General features: G+C 74.4%; 13 protein-coding genes. 2 read left to right on the plus strand and 11 right to left on the minus strand.

Annotation, left to right across the window (positions count from 1 at the left end):
• Positions 1-15 precede the first annotated feature (15 nt).
• A complete protein-coding gene (locus tag ACGFYU_RS21535; RefSeq protein WP_393828900.1) occupies positions 16-507 on the plus strand; it encodes a GNAT family N-acetyltransferase in 492 nt (163 codons plus the stop codon).
• A gap of 29 nt (positions 508-536) precedes the next feature.
• Here the strand turns inward: ACGFYU_RS21535 and ACGFYU_RS21540 are convergent, their stop codons facing one another.
• A complete protein-coding gene (locus ACGFYU_RS21540) occupies positions 537-1,139 on the minus strand; it encodes a TetR/AcrR family transcriptional regulator (protein ID WP_393828901.1) in 603 nt (200 codons plus the stop codon).
• A 19-nt stretch (positions 1,140-1,158) separates the two neighbouring features.
• On the opposite strand from ACGFYU_RS21540, the gene ACGFYU_RS21545 reads away from it, so the two are divergent.
• A complete protein-coding gene (locus ACGFYU_RS21545; protein ID WP_393828902.1) occupies positions 1,159-1,623 on the plus strand; it encodes a DUF6463 family protein in 465 nt (154 codons plus the stop codon).
• On the opposite strand, the gene ACGFYU_RS21550 is transcribed toward ACGFYU_RS21545, so the two are convergent.
• The 10 genes from ACGFYU_RS21550 to ACGFYU_RS21595 form a co-directional block, all read right to left on the minus strand.
• The gene (locus tag ACGFYU_RS21550) at positions 1,620-2,315 is read right to left on the minus strand and encodes a 4'-phosphopantetheinyl transferase family protein (RefSeq protein ID WP_393828903.1); all 696 of its coding nucleotides are present in this window, start codon (positions 2,313-2,315) and stop codon (positions 1,620-1,622) included. The two genes, ACGFYU_RS21545 and ACGFYU_RS21550, sit on opposite strands and share 4 nt — an antisense overlap.
• Positions 2,308-5,481, minus strand: a complete 3,174-nt coding sequence (locus ACGFYU_RS21555) for an amino acid adenylation domain-containing protein (protein ID WP_393828904.1) — start codon at positions 5,479-5,481, stop codon at positions 2,308-2,310. Before ACGFYU_RS21555 ends, ACGFYU_RS21550 begins: the two co-directional genes overlap by 8 nt.
• Before the next feature lie 62 nt (positions 5,482-5,543).
• On the minus strand, positions 5,544-6,368 hold the full coding sequence (locus tag ACGFYU_RS21560) for an SDR family oxidoreductase (protein ID WP_393828905.1): 825 nt from the start codon (positions 6,366-6,368) through the stop codon (positions 5,544-5,546).
• Positions 6,359-7,096, minus strand: coding sequence for a thioesterase II family protein (locus ACGFYU_RS21565; RefSeq protein ID WP_393828906.1), 738 nt, complete (start codon positions 7,094-7,096; stop codon positions 6,359-6,361). Before ACGFYU_RS21565 ends, ACGFYU_RS21560 begins: the two co-directional genes overlap by 10 nt.
• A gap of 1 nt (position 7,097) precedes the next feature.
• Positions 7,098-8,363, minus strand: coding sequence for a cytochrome P450 (locus ACGFYU_RS21570; RefSeq protein WP_393828907.1), 1,266 nt, complete (start codon positions 8,361-8,363; stop codon positions 7,098-7,100).
• A complete protein-coding gene (locus ACGFYU_RS21575; protein ID WP_393828908.1) occupies positions 8,360-9,715 on the minus strand; it encodes an MFS transporter in 1,356 nt (451 codons plus the stop codon). Before ACGFYU_RS21575 ends, ACGFYU_RS21570 begins: the two co-directional genes overlap by 4 nt.
• The gene (locus ACGFYU_RS21580; protein WP_393828909.1) at positions 9,712-13,500 is read right to left on the minus strand and encodes a type I polyketide synthase; all 3,789 of its coding nucleotides are present in this window, start codon (positions 13,498-13,500) and stop codon (positions 9,712-9,714) included. Before ACGFYU_RS21580 ends, ACGFYU_RS21575 begins: the two co-directional genes overlap by 4 nt.
• Entirely contained in the window at positions 13,500-14,717 is a 1,218-nt protein-coding gene (locus ACGFYU_RS21585) for a cytochrome P450 (protein WP_393828910.1), read from the minus strand. Before ACGFYU_RS21585 ends, ACGFYU_RS21580 begins: the two co-directional genes overlap by 1 nt.
• Complete coding sequence (locus ACGFYU_RS21590; protein ID WP_393828911.1) at positions 14,717-18,184, minus strand: amino acid adenylation domain-containing protein; 3,468 nt, start codon at positions 18,182-18,184, stop codon at positions 14,717-14,719. Before ACGFYU_RS21590 ends, ACGFYU_RS21585 begins: the two co-directional genes overlap by 1 nt.
• Positions 18,181-19,875 (minus strand): condensation domain-containing protein, encoded by a 1,695-nt coding sequence (locus ACGFYU_RS21595; protein WP_393828912.1) that lies wholly within the window; start codon positions 19,873-19,875, stop codon positions 18,181-18,183. Before ACGFYU_RS21595 ends, ACGFYU_RS21590 begins: the two co-directional genes overlap by 4 nt.
• Between the last annotated feature and the right edge of the window lie 19 nt (positions 19,876-19,894).

Genomic DNA, 19,894 nt, shown 5'->3' on the forward strand with positions numbered 1-19,894 from the left:
CCGTAAGCTAATCGGATGTCTCACGGTATAAACCTCCGCCCCGTGCCGTACGACCACCCGGACGCGGTCAAGCTCAACGATCAGGTCCAGCTGGAGTACCAGGCGCGGTACGACGGTGAGGGGGACGTCACCTTCCTGGACCCCGACATGTTCGCCCCGCCGCGGGGCCTGTATCTGCTGGCGTACGACGCCGCGGACTCCCCGGTCGCGAGTGGCGGCTGGCGCAGCCAGGAGGAGAACGAAGAGGGCTACTCGGACGGCGACGCCGAGCTGAAGCGCATGTACGTGATCCCGGAGGCCCGCGGCCTGGGCCTGGCCCGCCGGATCCTGGCGGCCCTGGAATCGGACGCCCGCGAGGCCGGCCGCACCCGGATGGTCCTCGAAACGGGCGACCAGCAGCCGGAGGCGATCGCCCTCTACCTGTCCTCGGGCTACACGATGTCGGCCAAGTTCGGCCACTACCGCTTCTACGACTCCAGCCGCTGCATGGCCAAGCCGCTCCGCTAGCGCGGGCCGGCGCACCCCGCCCGGCAGGGTCAGTGGTCGTCGTGGGCCCATTCCGCGATCCCCGCCAGCACCATCGCGGCGATCCGCGGCGCGAGGGCCGGGCCGGGGGGCTGGGCCAGGAGGAACACCCAGGCGAAGACGGTGCCGAGTACGGCCGCGTGGACCATTGCCGGGTCCGGCAGCGCGGTCAGTTCGCCGCGCGCGAGGGCCCGCTCCAGGAGCGCCGTCACCTGGGCGCGCTCGCCGGCGATGAAGGTGTCCTGGAAGCGCGCGGCGATGTCGGGCTGCTGCTTCAGATCGGCGAGCAGGCCGGGGGTCGCGGCGAGGACGACGGGGTCGGAGAAGATCCCGAGGACGAGCCGGGCGAGGGCGGTGAGGTCCCCGAGGAGCGTTCCGGTGTCGGCCAGCGGCTGCGGCTGCCTCCCGTGCACGAGCGCGGAGAAGACCAGTTCGCCGCGGGAGGCGTGGCGGCGGTAGATGGCCGCCTTGCCCACGCGTGCCTTGGCGGCCACGGCGTCCATGGTCAGCGCGGCGTACCCCACCTCGGGCACCAACTCGCGTACCGCGTCACGGATCGCGTCGTCGACGCGGCTGTCCCGCGGGCGGCCGGGGGGTTGCTTGGAAGGCTCCATTGACCCATCATACGGAACTATGAGTATCGGAACTCGTAGTGCCGTAAATGCTCCTGCCCACGTCGACGGCGCCCCCGGCCCCGACCGCGCACGCACCCTGGCCGTCTGGGCCGGGCGCAGCACCGTCGCCATCGGCGCCGTCCACATCGCCTTCTTCACCGTCAAGACCTGGTCGCGATGGGGTGACTGGCTCGGCGGCGGACTGCACGGCCCGAACGCGATCGAGGACCCCGCCAACGCCCCGTCGCTGGCCGATTTCTGGGGCCTGCCCGGCAGCTTCGCCGTGCCGCTGATCCTGCTGGGTCTGCTCGTCGTCCGGATGGCCCGTACCGGCCAGGAGATCCCGCGCCACCTGGGCTGGGCCCTGGGGGCGTGGGTCCTCGCCGGCGGCTGGATCCTCGAACCCTCCGGCTTCGCGCTCGGCCTCGTCCCGGTCACGCTGCTCCTGCTCGCGCAGCGCGCCGCGCGGCGGGACGAGCCCTAAGCCGCGCTCAGGGCGATGGCCGCCGCGTAGGCCGGTGGGGCCGGGACGTCGAGGACGGTCCAGCCGGCGAGTGCGGCCGGGGTGTCCGAGATGCCGACGTACGGCTCGGCGAAGCCGTAGGCGAGGCCCACGCCCGTGCCCTTGAGGTAGGCCTCCTTGCGGGTCCACAGCCGGGCCAGCGCGCTCGGCCGCCGCGCGTCGGGCAGGGCCCGCAGGGCGGTGTTCTCCTCCGGGTGCAGGGAGGGGAGCAGTTCCTCGGCTATGCCGGGCTTGGGGACCCCCTCCACGTCGGCGCCGACCGGCACGCCGGAGACCGCGATCAGCGCCAGGTCGTCGCTGTGCGACAGGGAGAAGTGCGGGCCGCCGCCCGCCACGGCGGGCCGGCCGTGCGGCTCGCCGCAGCAGGGGCAGTCCTCGCGGGTGACCGGCACGGACCGCGGGTCCAGGCCGGTGTAGCCGCCGAGGATCAGCCGCAGCCCGATGTGGGCGGCCCGGTAGCGGTGCCGGTCGCCGGGCCGGCGCAGCCGCGCCGCCCGGCCTCGTTCCCCCTCGCTGAGCAGGCCGTCAGCGCTCTCCACCCGGTGGCCGCCGACCACCTCCCGGGTGGTGTCCAGCCACCAGAGCACGACCTCGCGGCCCTGCGGGGCCCGGCCGATCCGGGGTTCCCCGTCGCCCAGGACGTACTCATCCATGGTCGCCGGTCCCGGCCAGGGCCCTGATGGTGGGCGTGCGGAACAGGTCGCGGAGCGGGACCGCGGGCAGGCCGCGGGCCCGCAGTGCCGCGCTGATGCGGACGGCGAAGAGGGAGTTGCCGCCGAGCTCGAAGAAGTCGTCGTCGAGCCCGACCGGGGTCCCGAGGACCGTCGTCCAGATCTCCTGGAGGACGGCGGCCCGGTCCTCCCCGTCCTCGGTGGCCGCGGGCGCGGGCGCCGGGGCCGCGGTGCGCACGGGCAGCGGCAGGCGGGCGGCGTCGAGCTTGCCGTTGGTGGTCAGCGGGAGGGTGTCGAGCGCGGTGACGGTCGCCGGGAGCATGTAGCCGGGCAGGACCCCGGCGGCCCGCTTGCGGACCCCGGCGGTGTCCAGGTCGGCGGGGACCACGTAGGCGTCGAGCCGGGCGGACGCCGGGTCGGCCGGGTCCTCGCGGCGGACGATCACGGCGGCGGCGCGGACGTCCGGGTCCTCCAGGAGCACCGAGCGGATCTCGTCGAGCTCGATGCGGAAGCCGCGGATCTTGACCTGGCTGTCGATCCGGCCGAGGTGTTCGAGCGTGCCGTCGGGGCGCAGCCTCCCCAGGTCGCCGCTGTGGTAGCGGCGACCGTCGGCGTACGGGTCCTGCGTGAAGCGGGTGGCGGTGAGTTCGGGCTGTCCCAGGTAGCCGAGGGCCACGCCGGCGCCGCCGACGCAGATCTCGCCGGTCACCCCGGGCGGGACCAGGTGGCCGCGCGCGTCGATCACGTACAGGTGCCAGCCGGGGAGGGCCGGGCCGACGGAGCGCGAGCCGGCGAGGGCGAGGGCCCGGGTCACCGTCTGGGCGGTGACGTGCACGGTGGTCTCGGTGATGCCGAACATGTTGACCATGCGGCAGTCGCTCTCGGGGTGGTGGTCGAACCAGCGCAGCAGCATCCGGGCGTCCAGCGGTTCGCCGCCGAAGACCACGAGGCGTACGGGGAGCGGGGCGTGGTCGGTCTCCAGGAGCTGGGAGAACGCGGAGGGGGTCTGGCTGAGCACGGTGACCCGGTCGCGGAGCAGCAGGTCCCGGAACTCCTCGGGGTCTCGGGAGACGAGGTACGGGACGACCACGAGGCGGCCGCCGGTGAGCAGGCAGCCCCAGATCTCCCAGACGGAGAAGTCGAAGGCGCCGGAGTGGAAGAAGGTCCAGGTGTCGTCCGGGCCGAGGCCGTACTCCTCGCGGGTGGCGTCGATGAGGGCGACGACGTTGCGGTGCGGGACGACGACGCCCTTGGGGCGGCCGGTGGAGCCGGAGGTGTAGATGACGTAGGCGGGGTCGTCCGGGCCGCCGGTGCGCGGGAGGGGGCCGGTGGGGTCGGTCGCGGTGAGCGCGTCGGGGGTGACGGCGGTGCCGGCTTCGGCGGGGTACTCGTGTGCGCGGGTGATCACGAGGGCGAGGCCCGCGTCCCGGGCGGTGTGGACCAGCCGGTCGGCGGGGTAGGCCGGGTCGGTGGGCACGTAGGCCGCGCCCGCCTTGAGCACGCCGATCATGGCGACGACGAGTTCGGTGGTCCGCTCCAGGCAGATGCCGACGCGGTCCCCCGGGGTGACGCCGTGGGCGAGGAGGCCGTGGGCGAGCCGGTCCGCGCGGGCGTCGAGCTCGCGGTAGGTGAGGGAGGTGTCGCCGTCGCCGACGGCGGTGGCGTCGGGGGTCGCGGCGACGATACGGGCGAACGCGTCGGTGAGCCGGGCCGGTTCGCCGGTCAGCGGCTGCGCGGGGCGCCCGAGCCGTGCGACGCGCTCGCGCTCGGCGGCGTCGAGCAGCTCGGCGTCGGCGACGGGGGTGTGCGGGGCCGCCGCGAACTGCCCGTACAGGTGCGCGAGATGCCGTACGAAGGCGGCGGCGGTCTCGGCGGAGAAGTGGCTGCTCCGGGCGGAGTACCAGAGCCGGGCTCCTCCGGAGGGCAGCGGCAGCAGGGCCAGCGTGAGCGGGAACGGCGGCGCGAGGCAGGGCAGATACCGGTCCGCCCCAAGGCCGATACCGCCGGCACCGACCGAGCCGGTGGCTGCGGCGCCGGTAACGGCCTGGCCGGTGACGGCTGGGTCGGTGACGGCCTGGCCAGTGACGGCCTGGCCAGTGACGGCTGGGTCGGTGACGGCTGGGTCGGTGACGGCCTGGCCGGCGGCGGCCGCGCCGTCGGCGGTCCGGGCCGCGTCGGGCAAGTCGGCGGCGGCCGCTTCGATCAGGCCGGCCGTCACGGGCCGGTCGACGGCGGTGGCGGCGGAGGCCGCGGTGCGCAGGTCCGCGAGGGAGGCGCCGGCGGGCAGGGCGAGTTCGAGCGCGCCGCGCAGGTCGGTGGCGACGACGGCGCTGTCCGGGGCACCGTGGCCCGCGTACCGCTGGAGGGTGAGCGCGAGCGCGGCGAGCCAGCCGTCGGTGTCGGCGGCGTCGGCGGCAGGCAGGTCGAGCGACCCGGTGGCCCAGCCGCCATCCCCGCGCACCCCGCCACCCCAGTCGGACGGCACCGCTTCAGCCCGGCCGGAGGCAAATCCAGCCCCGCCGGCATTTGAAGCGCCGCCCGAGGCAACCTCAGCCCCGCCCACGACCGAAGCGCCGCCCGAGGCAATCCCAGCCCCGCCGGCATTTGAAGCGCCGCCCGAGGCAACCTCAGCCCCGCCCGCGACCGAAGCGCCGCCCGAGGCAAATCCAGCCCCGCCGGCATTTGAAGCGCCGCCCGAGGCAACCTCAGCCCCGCCCGCGACCGAAGCGCCGCCCGAGGCAAATCCAGCCCCGCCGGCGTTTGAGGCGCCGCCGGAGGCCATCCCAGCCCCGCCGGCGTTTGAGGCGCGGGGGTCCGGGGGCAGGGCCCCCGGCAGCGGCGACGCACCGGAGACCACGGCGGTCAGCCGGGCCAGACCCGCCCGGTCCAGGGCGGAGCGGTGGGCGACGACCACCAGGTCGGCGTTGCCGTCCCGGTGGCGGAGCAGGACGCAGCGGACCGTCTCCGTCGGCCGGTTCAGCTCCGCTGTGCGGCGGCGGGCCGCGCCCGGGGCGTCGGAGTCGGCCGGTACGTCCTCCACCCACAGGCGCCAGGGGCCGACGGCGGCCAGGCGGGCGGTCAGCCCCTCGGTGTCGGCCTCGGGCCCGGTCAGCCGGATCTGTACGGCGTGGCACTGCTCACCCACCACGGGGTGTCCTCCCTCTCTCACAACGGTCACCTCTCTGGGGTTCCACCGGGTTCCACGCCCGTTCAGCGCGCGGTGAATCCGCCGTCCACGGTCAGGACCGAGCCGGTCACCTGCCGGGAGTCGTCCGAGACCAGGTAGACCACGGCCGCGGCGACGTCCTCCGGTTCGATCAGCGCGTTCATCGGCTGGGCCTCGGTGAAGGTCTGCTCGTGCTCGCCGACCTGCACCTCCAGGGCGCGGGCGATCTCGGCGAGCATCCGGCCCTCGGCGGAGGAGTCGTCGCGCACCGAGCCGGGGCACACGGCGTTGACCCGGACCTTGGTGGGCGCGTAGTCGAGGGCGGCGGCCTTGGTCAGCCCGATCAGCCCGTGCTTGGCGGCGACGTACCCGGCGAAGTGCCGGTAGCCGACCAGCCCGGCGGTGGACGAGATGTTGACGATGCTGCCGGAGCGGCGGGCGCTCATCGAGCGGCCGACCGTACGGATCACGCGCCAGGCCCCGGACAGGTCGACGTCGATCATCAGCGCCCACTCGTCCTCGGCGATGTCGTGGGCGGGCTTGCCCGAAGGGGCGGCGATCCCGGCGTTGTTGACGACGGCGTCGACGTGCCCGAACCGCTCCTCGGCGAGTGCCACGGCAGCCTCCACCGAGGACAGGTCCCGTACGTCGCAGGGCGCGGTGAGCACGGCCGCGCCGGCCTCTCGGCACAGCGTCGCCGTGTGCTCCAACTGCCCCTGCGTGCCCAGCGGGTACGGCACGCCGTCGAGGTCTCCGCACAGGTCCAGCAGGACCAGGTCGGCGCCCTCGGCGGCGCAGGCGGCGGCGGTGGCCCGGCCGAGGCCGCGGGCGGCGCCCGTGACCAGGACGGTCTTTCCGGTCAGACGCACTGTTCCTCCCGTACGCGGGCCAGGTCCTCGGCGACGACCGCCAGGAGCTCCGGCGCGGAATCGGTGAGGTACATGTGTCCGCCGGGCAGTTCGACCGCGCGGAAGGCGCTGTCGGTCGTACGCTCCCAGGCGGCGGCCTCGGTGCGGCTGACGAGGGTGTCGTCGGCGCCGCGCAGGCTGGTGACGGGGATCGGGAGCGGCTCGCCGCCGGCGGGTACGTAGGACTCGTGCATCTCCACGTCCGCGCGCAGGGTGGGCAGGATCAGCTCGCGCATCTCGGGGTCCTGGAGGGCCTCGTGGGTGTATCCGGCGAACTCGTTGACGCGCTCCAGGAAGGCGTCGTCGTCCAGGCCGGTGGCCCGGCGCTCGCGCTGCTCGGCCGGGTGCGGGGAGCCGCTGGCGAACAGGCCGAGGAGGGTGATCCCGGGCGTCTTGGCGAGCCTGCGGGCGAGTTCGTACGCGAGGACGGCGCCCAGGCTGTGGCCGAAGAGGGCGATCCGGTGCGGCTGCGGCGCCTCTTCCAGCTGCCCGAGCAGGTCGGCCAGCAGTCCGTCGGCGGCGGTGGCCGCGTCGCGGTACGGCTCCTCGTCGATCAGCCGCTCCCGGCCCGGGAGCTGGAGCGGGAGGATGTCCAGCGCGTGCTGGTCGGCCGGGCGCTGCCACGGCCGGTAGAAGGAGGCGCCGGCTCCGGCGAAGGGCAGGCAGACCAGTGTGGTGCGGTCGGACATGTCAGGCATCCTGGGGGGTGTCGGCGGCGAGGCGGGCGTCGTAGCGGACGGGCAGGGACACCAGGCCGCGGCTGGTGGAGTTGTCGAAGAGCCACTCGAGCCGCTCCGCGGGGACGGCGAGGCGCAGGCCCGGCAGGCGGCGGAGCAGGGTGGTGAAGGCGATCTGGCCCTCGACCCGGGAGAGCGGCGCGCCGACGCAGAAGTGCGGGCCCTGGCCGAAGGCCAGGTGGCGGTTGGCGGTGCGGGTGATGTCGAGCTCGTCGGGGTTCTCGAAGACCTCGGGGTCGCGGTTGGCCGAGCCCATCAGGAGGTGGACGAAGCTCTCCTTGGGGATGGGGCAGCCGCCCAGCTCCATGTCCTCGGCGGCGACGCGCAGGGTGCCGCGGTAGACGGGGGACTCGAAGCGCAGGAACTCCTCGACGGCCGATTCGGCCAGCTCCGGCTTGTTCAGGAGCAGTTCGAACTGGTCGGGGTGGGTGAGGAGGGCCTGGGTGCCGTTGCCTATGAGGTTGGCGGTGGTCTTGTGGCCCGCGATGATCAGCAGGACGAGGGTGGAGACCAGCTCGTCGTTGGTGAAGCGGCCCTCCTCGTCGGCGGCCCGGAGCAGGATGCTGACCAGGTCGTCGCCGAGGTTGGCGCGGCGGTCGGCGAGCAGGTCGAGGAGGTAGCGCTCGATGTTCTCGCTGGCGTCCTTGAGCTTCTCGTTGGACTCTGCGTCGGGGTAGGGGGCCCCGCTGAGCCAGTTGCCCCAGGAGTGCAGCTGCGGCCGGTCGGCGACCGGGACCCCGAGGAACTCGCAGATGACCCGCATGGGCAGGGAGAACGCGAACTCCATCAGGTTCACCTCGCCCTCCTCCGGGAAGGCGTCGATGAGCTCGTCGGTGATCTGCTGGATGCGGGGGCGCAGCACCTCCATGCGGCGCGGTACGAAGGCGCGGCTGACCAGCTTGCGCAGGCGGGTGTGCTCCGGCGGGTCGGCGGTGAGCATGTTGCTGATGAGGACGGGGCTGGCGTCCTTGACCAGGTCGCGGAACCAGGCGGGGGCGTTGTCGATGCGCTTGGACAGCCGGGGGTCGCTGAACCCCTTGAGGGCGGTCTCGTAGTCGGCGACGACGTAACCCTCGCCGCCCACCGGGTAGTTGATGGCCTTGACGGGGCAGCCGGAGGAGCGCAGCCGGGTGTTGCCGGCGTGGATGTCCCCGCCCTCGGGGGCGGTGAAGAACTCGGGGGGAAGCTGTTCGAGGGTGCCGGGCAGCTCGGTCGTCATCGGGAGTCTCCTTGCTTGGTCTGGGCGCCGGGGGCGTCGGAGGCGTCGGCCGGTTCCGCGGTCGCCGCGGTGTCCGCGGTGTCCGTGTACGCCTCCGGGGGTGCGAGCTTGCGGATGCGCGGGCTGAGGGTGGGCAGGGCGGCCAGGCCGGAGATCACGGCCATGGTGGTGAACACCCAGACCGGACCCGCCTGGTCGAAGATCGTGCCGATCAGGAAGACGCCGACCGGGGCGGCGATCATCGACATGAACATCACCGCGCCGAGGACGCGGCCCTGCGCCTTGTCGGGGACCATCGCCGCGAGGTAGGCGAGGAACAGCGCGCTGGTGATCGGGCCGCGCAGGAAGACGCAGGCGACGATCAGGCCGAGCGGGATCAGGCCGGAGACGTTCGCCAGCAGGACGGCGGCGACCGGGCCGATCCAGGCGGCGGCGAGGAAGAGCGTGGAGGGGCGGACCTTCTTCATGACCGGGCCGGCGATGAGGGAGCCGACCAGGCCGCCGATGCCCGCGATGGACAGCAGCATGCCGGTGAAGGTGGAGGAGGCGCCGCGGCTCTCGGCGGTGGCGATCAGCGCCAGGAAGACGCCGGAGTGGGTGAACGCCATGTTCGAGCCCATGATCCAGAGGATCAGGAGGCGCAGGACCGGCTGCTTGGCCAGGATGCGGAAGCCCTCGGCGGTGTTGCGCTTCTCTCCGGGGGCGGCCTGCTCCACCTTGAGCGGCTTGCGGATGAAGAGCATCAGCACGGTGGAGACGAGGAAGCCGATCGCGGCGCTCAGGAAGGGGAACGCCCGGGCGACGCCGAAGAGGGAGCCGCCGATCGGCGGGCCGCCCATGGTGGCCGCGAAGTAGCGGATCTGGTTCTGGGCGGTGGCCTGGGTGAGCTGGGAGGGCGGTACGAGCTGCTTGATGACGGCGAGCCCGGTCGGGTTGGAGATGCCCAGGCACACCGCGGATCCGACGGCGATGCCGAAGACCACGGGGTAGTTCACCTGGTCGGCGAAGATGATCAGGCAGAACAGGCCGAGCAGCGCCACGCGGACGAGGTTGCAGGCGATCAGCAGCAGCCGGCGGTCCATCCGGTCGGCGAGGGTGCCGCCGACGATGGACATGACGCTGGTGGTGATCAGCTGGGCGGAGCCGACCGCGCCCGCGTAGAAGGCGGAGCCGGTGGTGGCGAGGATGAGCAGCGGGTAGGCGACCTCCGCCGTCTCCTTGGCCATCGCGGCGAACGCCTCGCTGGTCCACAGGAACTGGAAGTCCTTGTTGCGCAGCAGCGGCTTCTCCGCGACGGCCTCCGCCTCCTGCGGGGCCTCCTCCGTACCGGGCGGCTTCTCCGAGACCGTCATGGGTGCTTCCTCTCCTTGTGCGTTGCGGACCGGATCCCGTCCGGCAGTGCGTCACTGATGTGCGCGGCGAGTGGGCCGACGTGCGGGGGCGTCAGCATCGACCAGTGGTTCCCGCCCACGGGGAGCACGCGCAGGCCCGCCGGGTAGAGCCCGGACAGCCGGGCCTCCAGCCGGGCGGCGCGCGCCGGGTCGCTGTCCGCCTTGAGGAGCACGGCGGGGCAGGCGACGGCGCGCGGCCGGTAGCCGAGTACGGCGGCCTGGCCGGCGAGGAACCGGCGGCGCAGTTCGGGGCTGCGGCGGTGCAGTGCGGCCAGCGGGCCGACCTGGAGCAGGGCGTCGAGCCCGGCCCGCGCCCCGCCGAGCAGGAAGTCGGGAGCCGCGGCGGCGGGCAGCCGCCCGGTGTCGGGCACGTAGCCGTCGAGCGCGATGAGCAGATCCACCTCCCGCCCCCGCAGGGCGAGTTGGCGGGCGGTCTCGTGGGCGACGACGGCGCCGAAGGACCAGCCGCCGAGGGTGAGGGGGCCGGTCGGCTGGGCGCGGCGCAGGGTGGTGACGTGGGCGGCGGCGATGGCCTCGATGGAGCGGAAGCCGCCGCGCCCGATCTGGGCGTGCTGTTCGAGGGCCAGGACCGGACGGTCGCTCTCCGGTGCGATCAGCCCGGCCAGGGCCCGGTAGGGCAGGGCGTTGCCGCTCGCGTCGGAGACGAGGAAGACGGGGCGGCCGTCCCCCGCGCGCAGGGTGACCGGTCCGGCCGGGCGGGGCGCGGCGGTCACCGCGCCGGCGGCGGGGCCGTCGGGCAGTTGCCGTTCGACGAGTCCGGTCAGCCCGGCGAAGGTCCCCGCCAGCGAGAACTCGGTGACCGAGACCTCGGCCCCGGTGCGCTCCCGTACGGCGGTGGTCAGCGCGAGCGCGAGGAGCGACTCCCCTCCGAGGGTGAAGAAGTCGTCCTCGTCGGTGACGGCGGCGACCCCCAGGGTCTGGCACCACGCCTCTTCGAGGACGCCGCGCAGCGCTCCGGTGCGGGTCGCCGCGGCGGGTGCGGCCGTACGGGCGGGCGCCGCGGGGGCGGGCTCCGTACGGGCGGGGCGTACGGCGAGGCCCTCTTCGGGGTCCTCGCCCAGGAACGGGTGACCCGGGAGGGAGCACCGCACCGGGCGGTCCTCCTCGTCGGCGTACCGCGCCTCGTGCAGGGTCTCCAGCGCTCGGTCCACGCCGAGTTCCCAGAGCGTGCCGAGGGCTTCGAGCAGCCCGGTGTCGGCGTCGGTCCGGCCTCCGGGGGCGAGGCGCACGGTGGTGTGGGCGGGGTCCCAGCCGGGGGCGCCGCGCAGCGAGCCGGTCATCGACCCGCCCGGGCCGAGCTCCACGTAGGTGGTGCAGCCGGAGGCCAGCAGGGTGGCGGTGCCCGCGTCGAGCAGCACCGGCTCGCGCAGGTGCGCGGCCCAGGTCTCCGGCGCGCCCGCCGTGTCCGGGTCGGCCCAGTCGCCGGTGGTGTTGGAGATGTACGGCAGCCGTGGCGGGCGGGAGGGCATCGACGACAGATGTGCCCGCACCGCCTCGGCTGCCGGGTCCATGGCCGGCGAGTGGAAGGCTCGCCGGGTGTGTACGGGGGTGACGCGCAGCCCTTGGAGGGTCTCCCCCGCGAGGAGTTCGTTCATGGCCGGTTCGCTGCCGGACAGCACGACGCTGCCGTTGCCGCGGACGGCGATGGTGACGCCACGGCCGGCGGGCAGCCGGGATTCGACCTCCGCGGCCGGGGCGCCGACGACGGCCATGCGGCCCGGTTCCGCGTCGCGCATGGCGCGGGCCCGCAGGTGGACCACGCCGACCGCGTCGGGGAGGGTCCACACCTCGGCGAGGGCGGCGGCCGCGTACTCGCCGATGCTGTTGCCGAGCATGGCGGCGGGCTCGACGCCCCACTCCCGCAGTTGCGTGCCGAAGGCGAACCCGAGGGCGAAGAGGCCCAGTTGCTGGTGGACGGTGTCGGCGAACCAGTCCTCCGCGCCGTCGGACCCGGCTGCCGGGGTGATCAGGGGGGTGAGGTCGACGCCGCAGTCGTCGGCCGCGACCTTGCGGACCTCTTCGAAGGCCGCGCGGAATCCGGGCAGCAGCCGGTACGCGGCCTCGCCCGCGGCCTCCTTGAGGGTGCCCTGGCCGGGGAAGAGGAAGGCGACCTTCCCAAGGGTCCGCGGGGTGGCGGTCCGTGCGGCCGCGGCCCGCAGGGCCTCGGCGGCGTGCGCGGCGTCCTGGACGACCACGGCCTGGCGGTACTTGTACCGGCGGCGGCCGGCGAGCGTCCGCGCGGCCGCGGCGGGCACTGGCGCCCGCGCCGCATCCCGCTCGGGCGCGAACCGCTCGGCGAGGTCCTCGTCCAGCCGGGCCAGGGCCGCCGGGGTCGCGGCCGACAGCGGCAGCAGGTGCGGTCCGGCGTACGCACCCGACCGGATCCGGGCCCCGGCCGGTCGCACGGCGCGGTCGGGGCCCGGGATCAGGACGGCGTGCGCGTTGGTGCCGCCGACGCCGAAGGAGCTGACGGCTGCCGCGCGCAGCGCCCCGTCCTCCCGTACCGGCCACGGCCGGTGCTCGGTGGCGACGCGGAAGGGCGAACGGTCCAGCTCCAGCAGCGGGTTGGGGCTGGTGTAGTGCACGGTCGGGACGAGCTCCCCGTGCTCCAGCATCAGCGCCGTCTTGATGAGCCCGGTGACACCCGCCGCCGCCCCGGTGTGGCCGATGTTTCCCTTGACCGCGCCGAGCGCGCACCAGCCGGTCTCGTCCGTGGCGGCGCCGAAGACCTCGGTCAGCGCCTGGACCTCGATGGGGTCGCCCAGCCGGGTGGCGGTGCCGTGCGCCTCCACGTGGCCGATCGCGGTGGGGGCCAGCCCCGCCGTCTCCAGCGCGGCGCGGATCACCTCGCTCTGCCCGCTCGCGGACGGCGCGGTGTACGCCATCTTGTCCGCGCCGTCGTTGTTGACGGCGGTGCCTGCGATGACCGCGGAGATCCGGTCGCCGTCCCGCAGCGCGTCCGCGAGCCGCTTGAGGACGACCACGCCGACGCCTTCGCTGGGCACGGTCCCGCCCGCGAGTGCGTCGAAGGGCCGGCAGTGCCCGTCCGCGGCGAGGATGCCTCCGGGCTCGAACAGGTAGCCCCACTCGCCCCGCGGCATCACCGTGACGCCGCCGGCCAGGGCTGCGTCGCACTCGCCGCCCAGCAGGGCGCGCACCGCGAGGTGCACGGCGGTCAGCGAGGTCGAGCATGCCGTCTGCACGGTGATCGCGGGCCCGCGCAGCCCCAGCTTGTAGGCCACGCGGGTCGCGACGAAGTCCTTCTCCCGCCCGATGTACCGGGCCAGTTCGCCCAGCGCGGCATCGTTCGCGCCCGCTCCGGCGCGGTCGGCCCCGGCGTAGACACCGACCCGGCCGCGGAACCGGGTCGGGTCGATGCCCGCGTCGTCGACGGCCGTCGCCGCGCACTCCAGGAAGACCCGCTGCTGCGGGTCCATGGCCGCCGCCTCCGCCCGGCTGTAGCGGAAGTACCGCCAGTCGAAGCGGCGGGAGTCCTCGATGACTCCCATGGCGGCGACGAAGTTCTCCCGGCCCACGTACTCCGGGTCCACGCCGAGCGCGAGCAGTTCCTCGCGTGCGGGGCGGCTGATGCCGTCCCGGCCGGCGCGGAGCATCGACCAGAACGCGCGGGTGTCGCGCGCGCCGGGCAGCCGGCAGGCCATGCCGACGACGGCGACGGCATGTTCGGTCACCGGGGTGACGGGGGTTGCGGGAGAGGAGTGCATCAGGCGTCTCCGGCCAGATCGACGTAGAGGTGGTCGAGGCCCACGTAGCTGAGGTTGGGCCCCCATACGGCGGCTTCCTCGGCCAGTCGGGCGTGCGGGAACCGCCGGGCGAGGCGGCGCAGCAGGATGGCCGCCTCCAGACGGGCCAGCGGGGCGCCGACGCAGTAGTGCGGTCCGTGTCCGAAGATCAGGTGCCGCTCCGACCCGCCGCCGGCCGCCTTGGCGCCCGTGTCCGTACCGGCGCTCGCACCCGTGACCGGGCAGACGGCGGCCGGCGCCTCGTCGGCGTGATCGTCAGCGTCGGCGGCCTCGTCGTTCAGCGGGTTCTCGCCGGTGAGGCTGACCAGTACGAGGTCGCCCTCGCTCAGCCGCACGCCGGCGAACTCCTGGTCGTACGCGGCCACCCGCCCCAGGTGGCGCAGCGGCGGCCGGCTCACCAGAACGGATTCGACGAGGTCCTCCACAGCCCCCGGCACCTCCCGGCACACCGCGTCCCACAGCGCCCGGTCGCCGAGCGCGGTGAGCACGGTGGAGCCGAGCAGGGACGCGGTGGTCTCCAGGCCGCCGAAGAGGCACATGGCCCAGGTCGCGGTGGTCCGCGCCCGGTCCTCCTCGGTGTCGACCGGGAAGCCCTCCATCGCCCGGGCGCCGGCCAGCGCCTCGGACATCTCCACCATGACCTGGTGGGCGGCGAGCGCGTGGTCGCGCCGGTACATGGCGCCGATGAACAGCGACAGCGTCCGCGACCACCGGTGCAGCACGGGGGGAGGCACGTCCAGCCCGACCACGTGGGCCATCACCTTGCCCGAGATCCCGTCGGCCACCGGCGGCATGACGTCGTACGGACGCCCGGCCGCGAGCTCGTCCAGGCACTCGTCGGTGATCTCCTCGATCTTCGGGGCGAGGGAGCGCACGTAGGAGGCGGACAGCATCCGCTGGACGGGGCGGCGCAGCGCCATGTGCTCGGGGGCGTCGGCCTGGACGAACCACAGCCGCAGGAACTCGGTGAGCTCCCGGTACTCGGCGCGGGCCGCGTCCGTCATGTAGAGCTGGAAGGAGCGCTCGAAGGTCCCGGAGGCGAAACCGGGGTGGTTGAGGACCTGCTGGGCCAGGCGCGGGTCGGCCACGACCCAGCAGTCCAGTCCTTCGTCCCACTCCGGGGCCCGCACGCCGTCCGCGAAGGACGGCGGCGGGACCGGAGCCGCGGTACGGGCCATCAGACGGCGGCCTTCTCGATGAGCGCGCGCAGCCCGGCGGGCGTCGGCGACAGCAGGAAGTCCCGCAGCCGGACGGAGGCGCCCAGTTCCTGCTTCACCTTGCGCATCAGCCGTACGGCGCCCAGGGAGTTGCCGCCGACCATGAAGAAGTCGGTCTCGGCGGTGACGCCGGTGACGGGCTCCGGGCTCTCGATGACCTGGGCGAACAGCTCGGCGATCCGCTCGTCCAGGCCGGCTCCGGCGGGTGCCGCGACCGTCTCGACGACCGGCTCGGCCACGGGAGCCGCTGCCGGCGCGGCCGCACGCCGCGCCGGCCCGGCCGCCGCGGCGAGCGCGCGCCGGTCCACCTTGCCGTTGGCGGTCACCGGCAGCCGGTCCACCACGGCCCACAGGGTCGGCACCATGTAGGACGGCAGCCGCTCCCCCAGCAGGTCGCGCAGGGCGACCGCGTCCGCGGCCGCGCCGTCGGCGAGGACCACCGCGGCGACGAGCCGCTTCTCGGCGCTGTCCCCGTCGGTGACGAGGACGACGGCGTCCTGCACGTCGGGGTGGTCGGCGAGCACGTCGCTGATCGCGCTCAGCTCCACCCGGTAGCCGCGGAGCTTGACCTGGTCGTCGGCGCGGCCCAGGAAGCGGATCCGGCCGCGGGTGTCGATCCGTACCAGGTCGCCGGTGCGGTAGAGGCGCTCGTCGACGTCGGGCGAGAGCTGCCCGAACGAGCGGGCCGTCTCGGCCTCGTCGCCGAGGTAGCCGTCGGCCAGGCCCTCGCCGCCGGTGTACAGCTCGCCGACCGCGCCGGGCGGGAGCTGGCGGCGGCGCGCGTCCAGTACGTACACCCGGGTGCCGGGCACCGGGCGGCCGATGGGCAGCGGGCCGTCCACGTCCGAGGCGCGCGCCACGGAGTGGGTGGTGGTGAAGGTGGTGTTCTCGGTCGGCCCGTACCCGTTGGTGATGATGATGTCGGGGTGGCGGGAGAGCACGCGGGCGGTGTGCTCGTGCGGGACCACGTCGCCGCCGGTCAGCAGCTGGCGCAGGCCGCCCAGGGAGTCCGGGGCGAACTCCTCGACGAGCCGGAAGAGTCCGGCCGTCAGCCAGGCCACGGTGATCTGGCGCTCCTTCAGGAAGGCGCCGAGCTCGGTGGGCGAGGCCAGGCCGGCCGGGTGGACCTCCAGGGAGGCGCCGGTCAGCAGCGCGCCCCACAGTTCCAGGGTGGAGGCGTCGAAGGAGAGCGGGGAGAGCCGCAGCATCCGCTCGCCCGCGCCGAGCCGGACGTAGCCCGCCTCGTGGACCAGGCGGATCACCGCGCGGTGCGGTACGCACACGCCCTTGGGCTGCCCGGTCGAGCCCGAGGTGAAGGCGACGTAGGCGAGGCGCGACGGGTCCTCGGGCGGCGTCGGCACGGTGTCCGGCGCCGCCGGCTGCCAGTCCGGCTCCCAGGTGGCCACGGCGGGCGCGCCCAGCCCGGCGAAGCGGCGCGCGGTCGGCCCGTCGACCGGGCCGGTCAGCGCGGCGGCCGGGGTGGCCCGCTCCAGGATCCGGGCGAGGTGGGTGTCGGGCAGGGCCGGGTCGATGCCGACGTACGCGGCTCCCGCCCACTGCACGCCGAGTACGGCGACGGCCTCGGCGACCGACCGCTCGACACCGACGAGCACCCGGTCGCCCGGGCCCACCCCGGCCGCGCGCAGCAGCCGGGCCTGTTCGGCGGCGGCCGCGGCCAGCTGCCCGTAGGTCAGGGTGTGCGAGGCGTCACGGACGGCGACGGCGCCCGGGCGGCGGGCGGCCACCTCGCGGAAGAGGGCGTCGAGGGAGGTGGCGGGGAAGTCCCGGCCGCTCTCGTTGATCTCGTCGAGGAGCGCACGGCCCTCGTGGGAGATGCAGCGGATGTCCTCCAGCCGTGCCTCGGGGGCGGCGGCGAGCTCCTCGACGGCGGCGCGGAAGTCGGAGACGAAGGACTGGGCCTCGGTCTCGTTCCAGACGCTCGTCGCGTACTCGACGTGCCCGGCCAGCGAGGGGTCGGCGTGGCCGATGAGCATGGTGAGGTCGAACTGCGAGCCGCCGCCGTGGCCTTCCTCGACCCGTACGCGCAGCGGTCCCGCGGTCAGTTCGCGCGGCACGAGCTGGTCGTGCATGCCGAAGCAGACCTGGACCAGCGGGTGGCAGCCGAGGCTGCGCTCGGTGCCGAGGCGGGCCACCAGCTCCTCGAAGGGCAGGTCACCGGCGTCGATGGCGGCACCGAGGCTGTGGTGCACGGCGCGCAGGTAGTCGCCGACCGGAGCGTCGTCGTCCACGTCGATGCGGACCGGCACGAGGTTGCCGGCGACGGCGATCAGCCGCTGCAGCTCCGAGGCGCCGCGGCCCAGCAGGGGCACGCCCACCAGCAGCCCGCGGCTGCCGCTGAGGCGGCTGAGGGTCAGGGCGAAGGCGCCGAGCAGGAAGGAGTACGGGGTGATGCCCAGCCCGCGGGCCTGCCGGGTGACGAGCTCGGTCGTGGCCGGGCCGAGGTCCAGCCCGAGCCGGTCGCCCGCACCGTCCTGGACGGCGGGGCGCTGCCGGTCGGCGGGGAGTTCGAGGATGGAGGGGACGCCGTCGAGGTGCTGCTTCCAGAACTCGGTCTGCTCGTCCCAGGCTCCGCGGGACCGGGTCTCCTCCTGGCGGCGGGTGAGCGCCGACAGGGGGGTGCCGGGGTCGCGGGGGGCCCGGTCGGCGCGCTGCTGCTCGCCGCTGAGTTCGGCGTACGTTTCGAAGACCTCGCGCAGCAGGTAGCCGACGGCGAACCCGTCGAGCACCATGTGGTGCGCGACCAGGACGATGGCGCAGCGCTCGTCGCCCTGCGCGCCGGAGTCGTAGTGGGCGAAGCGGTAGGCGGGTTCGGCCGCCAGGTCGAAGGGGAGGCGGCCGAACTCGGCGCCGGCCCTGCGGACGTGCCCCTCGAAGGCCTCGGCCGGCCCGTCGTAGGTGAACTCGGCGAGCTCGGGCGTGTGGACGGGCAGGATCTCCTGGACCACGTCGTCGGCGGCCTCGCGGAAGACGCTGCGCAGACCCTCGTGGCGGGCGGCGGTGGCGGCGAGGGCCTTGGTGAACAGGTCGCGGTCGAGCCGCCCGCCCTCGATGAAGCAGCGGAAGACCAGGTTGTACGGGGAACCCCCCGCGACCCGCTCCATCAGCCACATCCCGCGCTGGGCGGGGGTGAGCGCCTGCTCCGCGCCGGGGACCGGGACCTGCTCGGCCCCGGTCTCCGAGGGGGCGGCGGGCACGGCGGCGGCGAGCACCTCGGCGAGCGGGGAGCCGCCGAGCAGTTCCAGGATCGAGACGCGCAGCGCGAGGCGCTCCTCCAGGACGGCGGCCAGGCGCATGGCGCGCAGGGAGTCACCGCCGAGGGAGATGAAGCTCTCCGTGTCGAACGCGTCGAGTGCGTCGGGCCCGTCCGGGATGTCGAGGATCTCGGCGGCCAGCGTCCCGGGCGTCATCGGGCGGCCTCGGCACCCTGGGAGCGGGCGGCGTTCAGCAGGGCGGCCCGGTCGGCGCCGGCGGCGGCCGCGGCGGGCCGGTCCGCGCCCGCGATGAGCTCGGCCTGGCCGCTGACGGTGGGGTTGCGGAAGAGGTCCATGGTGCGGACCTCGCGGCCGGAGACCTGGCCGAGGCGCTCGACGAGGAGCACCAGGAGCAGGGAGTCGCCGCCGGACTCGAAGAAGCTGGCGTCGTCGTCGACCTCGTCGGTCTCCAGGACCTCGCGCCAGATGGAGCGGACGAGTTCGAGGCGCGCGGCCGGGTCTTCCAGGTCCGGGGCGGCGGTGGCGGTGGCGGTTACGGACTCTTCGAGCACGGGATTCTCCGGGAAGGTGGCGAGGTCCGCGGCGCTGTGCCGCAGAGCGTTGAGGAAGCGCGAGACGTCGGTGTGGCCGAAGACGTTGACCGGGTAGTCCAGGGACAGCGCCAGGCGCCGCCCCTCGGCGGTGTCCTCCAGCCGGACGAACACGGCCAGGTCGTACTTGATGAACATCGGGTCGAGCGGGCGCAGTCGGGCCGGTACGCCCGGTGCCAGCTCCAGGGACCGCGGGGCCTCGTCGAGGTTGACCAGGACCGGCGACAGCGGCGGCCACAGGACGTTGCGGTCGGGGTTGAGGGCGGCGGAGACGGCGTCGAGGGGCACGTCGCTGTCGACGAAGGCCTCCATGCCGTTCATCCGTACGGCGCCCAGCAGGTCGCGCCAGGTGTCCCCCGGCTCCAGCGAGGCCCGCAGCACCACGGTCGTCATGAACATCCCGATGACGTCGGCGGTGGCGGGGTCGTCGCGGCCGGGCCAGGCGAAGGCGATGAGGAAGTCGCGCTGCGGGCCGGTACGGGCGAGGGTGCCGGCGAGCAGGGCGACGCCCAGCATGAAGGGCGTGCAGCCCTCCTGGGTGGCCACCTCCATGACCCGCGCCGTGGTCTCCTCGTCGAGGGACAGCGCCAGGGTGGCGCCGAGCAGCGAGGCCTCTCCCCCCTCGTGGGCGAGGCGGGTGAAGGGCAGCGTGACGTCCGCCGGCGCGCCGCGCAGCCGGTCGACGACCTCCCGCACCTGCTCGGCGATCTCTTCGGGAGTGCGGTCGGCGACTACGGCCGCCGGGTGCGGCGGATCGCTCAGCACGGGCTCGACGCCTTCGAGGGCGGCCCGGTACATGTCGCGGATCTCCTCCAGGAGCAGCGTGCGCGAGACCCCGTCGACGACGATGTGGTGCGCGTTCAGCACGAGGAGGGTGCGCTCCGGCCCGGTCCGGATGATCTCGGCGCGCGCGGGCGCGTCGTTCGCGAGATCGAAAGGCGTCACACACAACGCCCTGACCAGACGGTCGACCTCGTCCTCGCTCCAGCCCTCGGCCGCCGCGTCGAGGAAGCCGGCCTCGGCCGGCGGGCCGTCGGTCCGGTACTCGACCTGGCGCCGCTTCACGTCGAGCCGGAAGCGCGCCCGCAGCGAGGGGTGCCGCGCGAGGGACCGCCCGACCGCGGAGACCAGCAGCCCGTGGTCCACCGGGCCGGTGAACTCCACGACCGTGGGCACCAGCTGCGTGGGCCTGAGCAGGGCGTCCCGGTCCAGGACCCAGATGCCTTGCTGGACCCGGGTGGCCGGATACCAGGTGTGACCGCTGTGCGACGTTCCGTGCGGTGCTTCGGGCAGCACGAATGGACCTCCGAGATCT

This window comes from Streptomyces sp. NPDC048337 (genome assembly GCF_043201175.1).
In the GTDB taxonomy this organism is placed as follows: Bacteria; Actinomycetota; Actinomycetes; order Streptomycetales; family Streptomycetaceae; genus Streptomyces.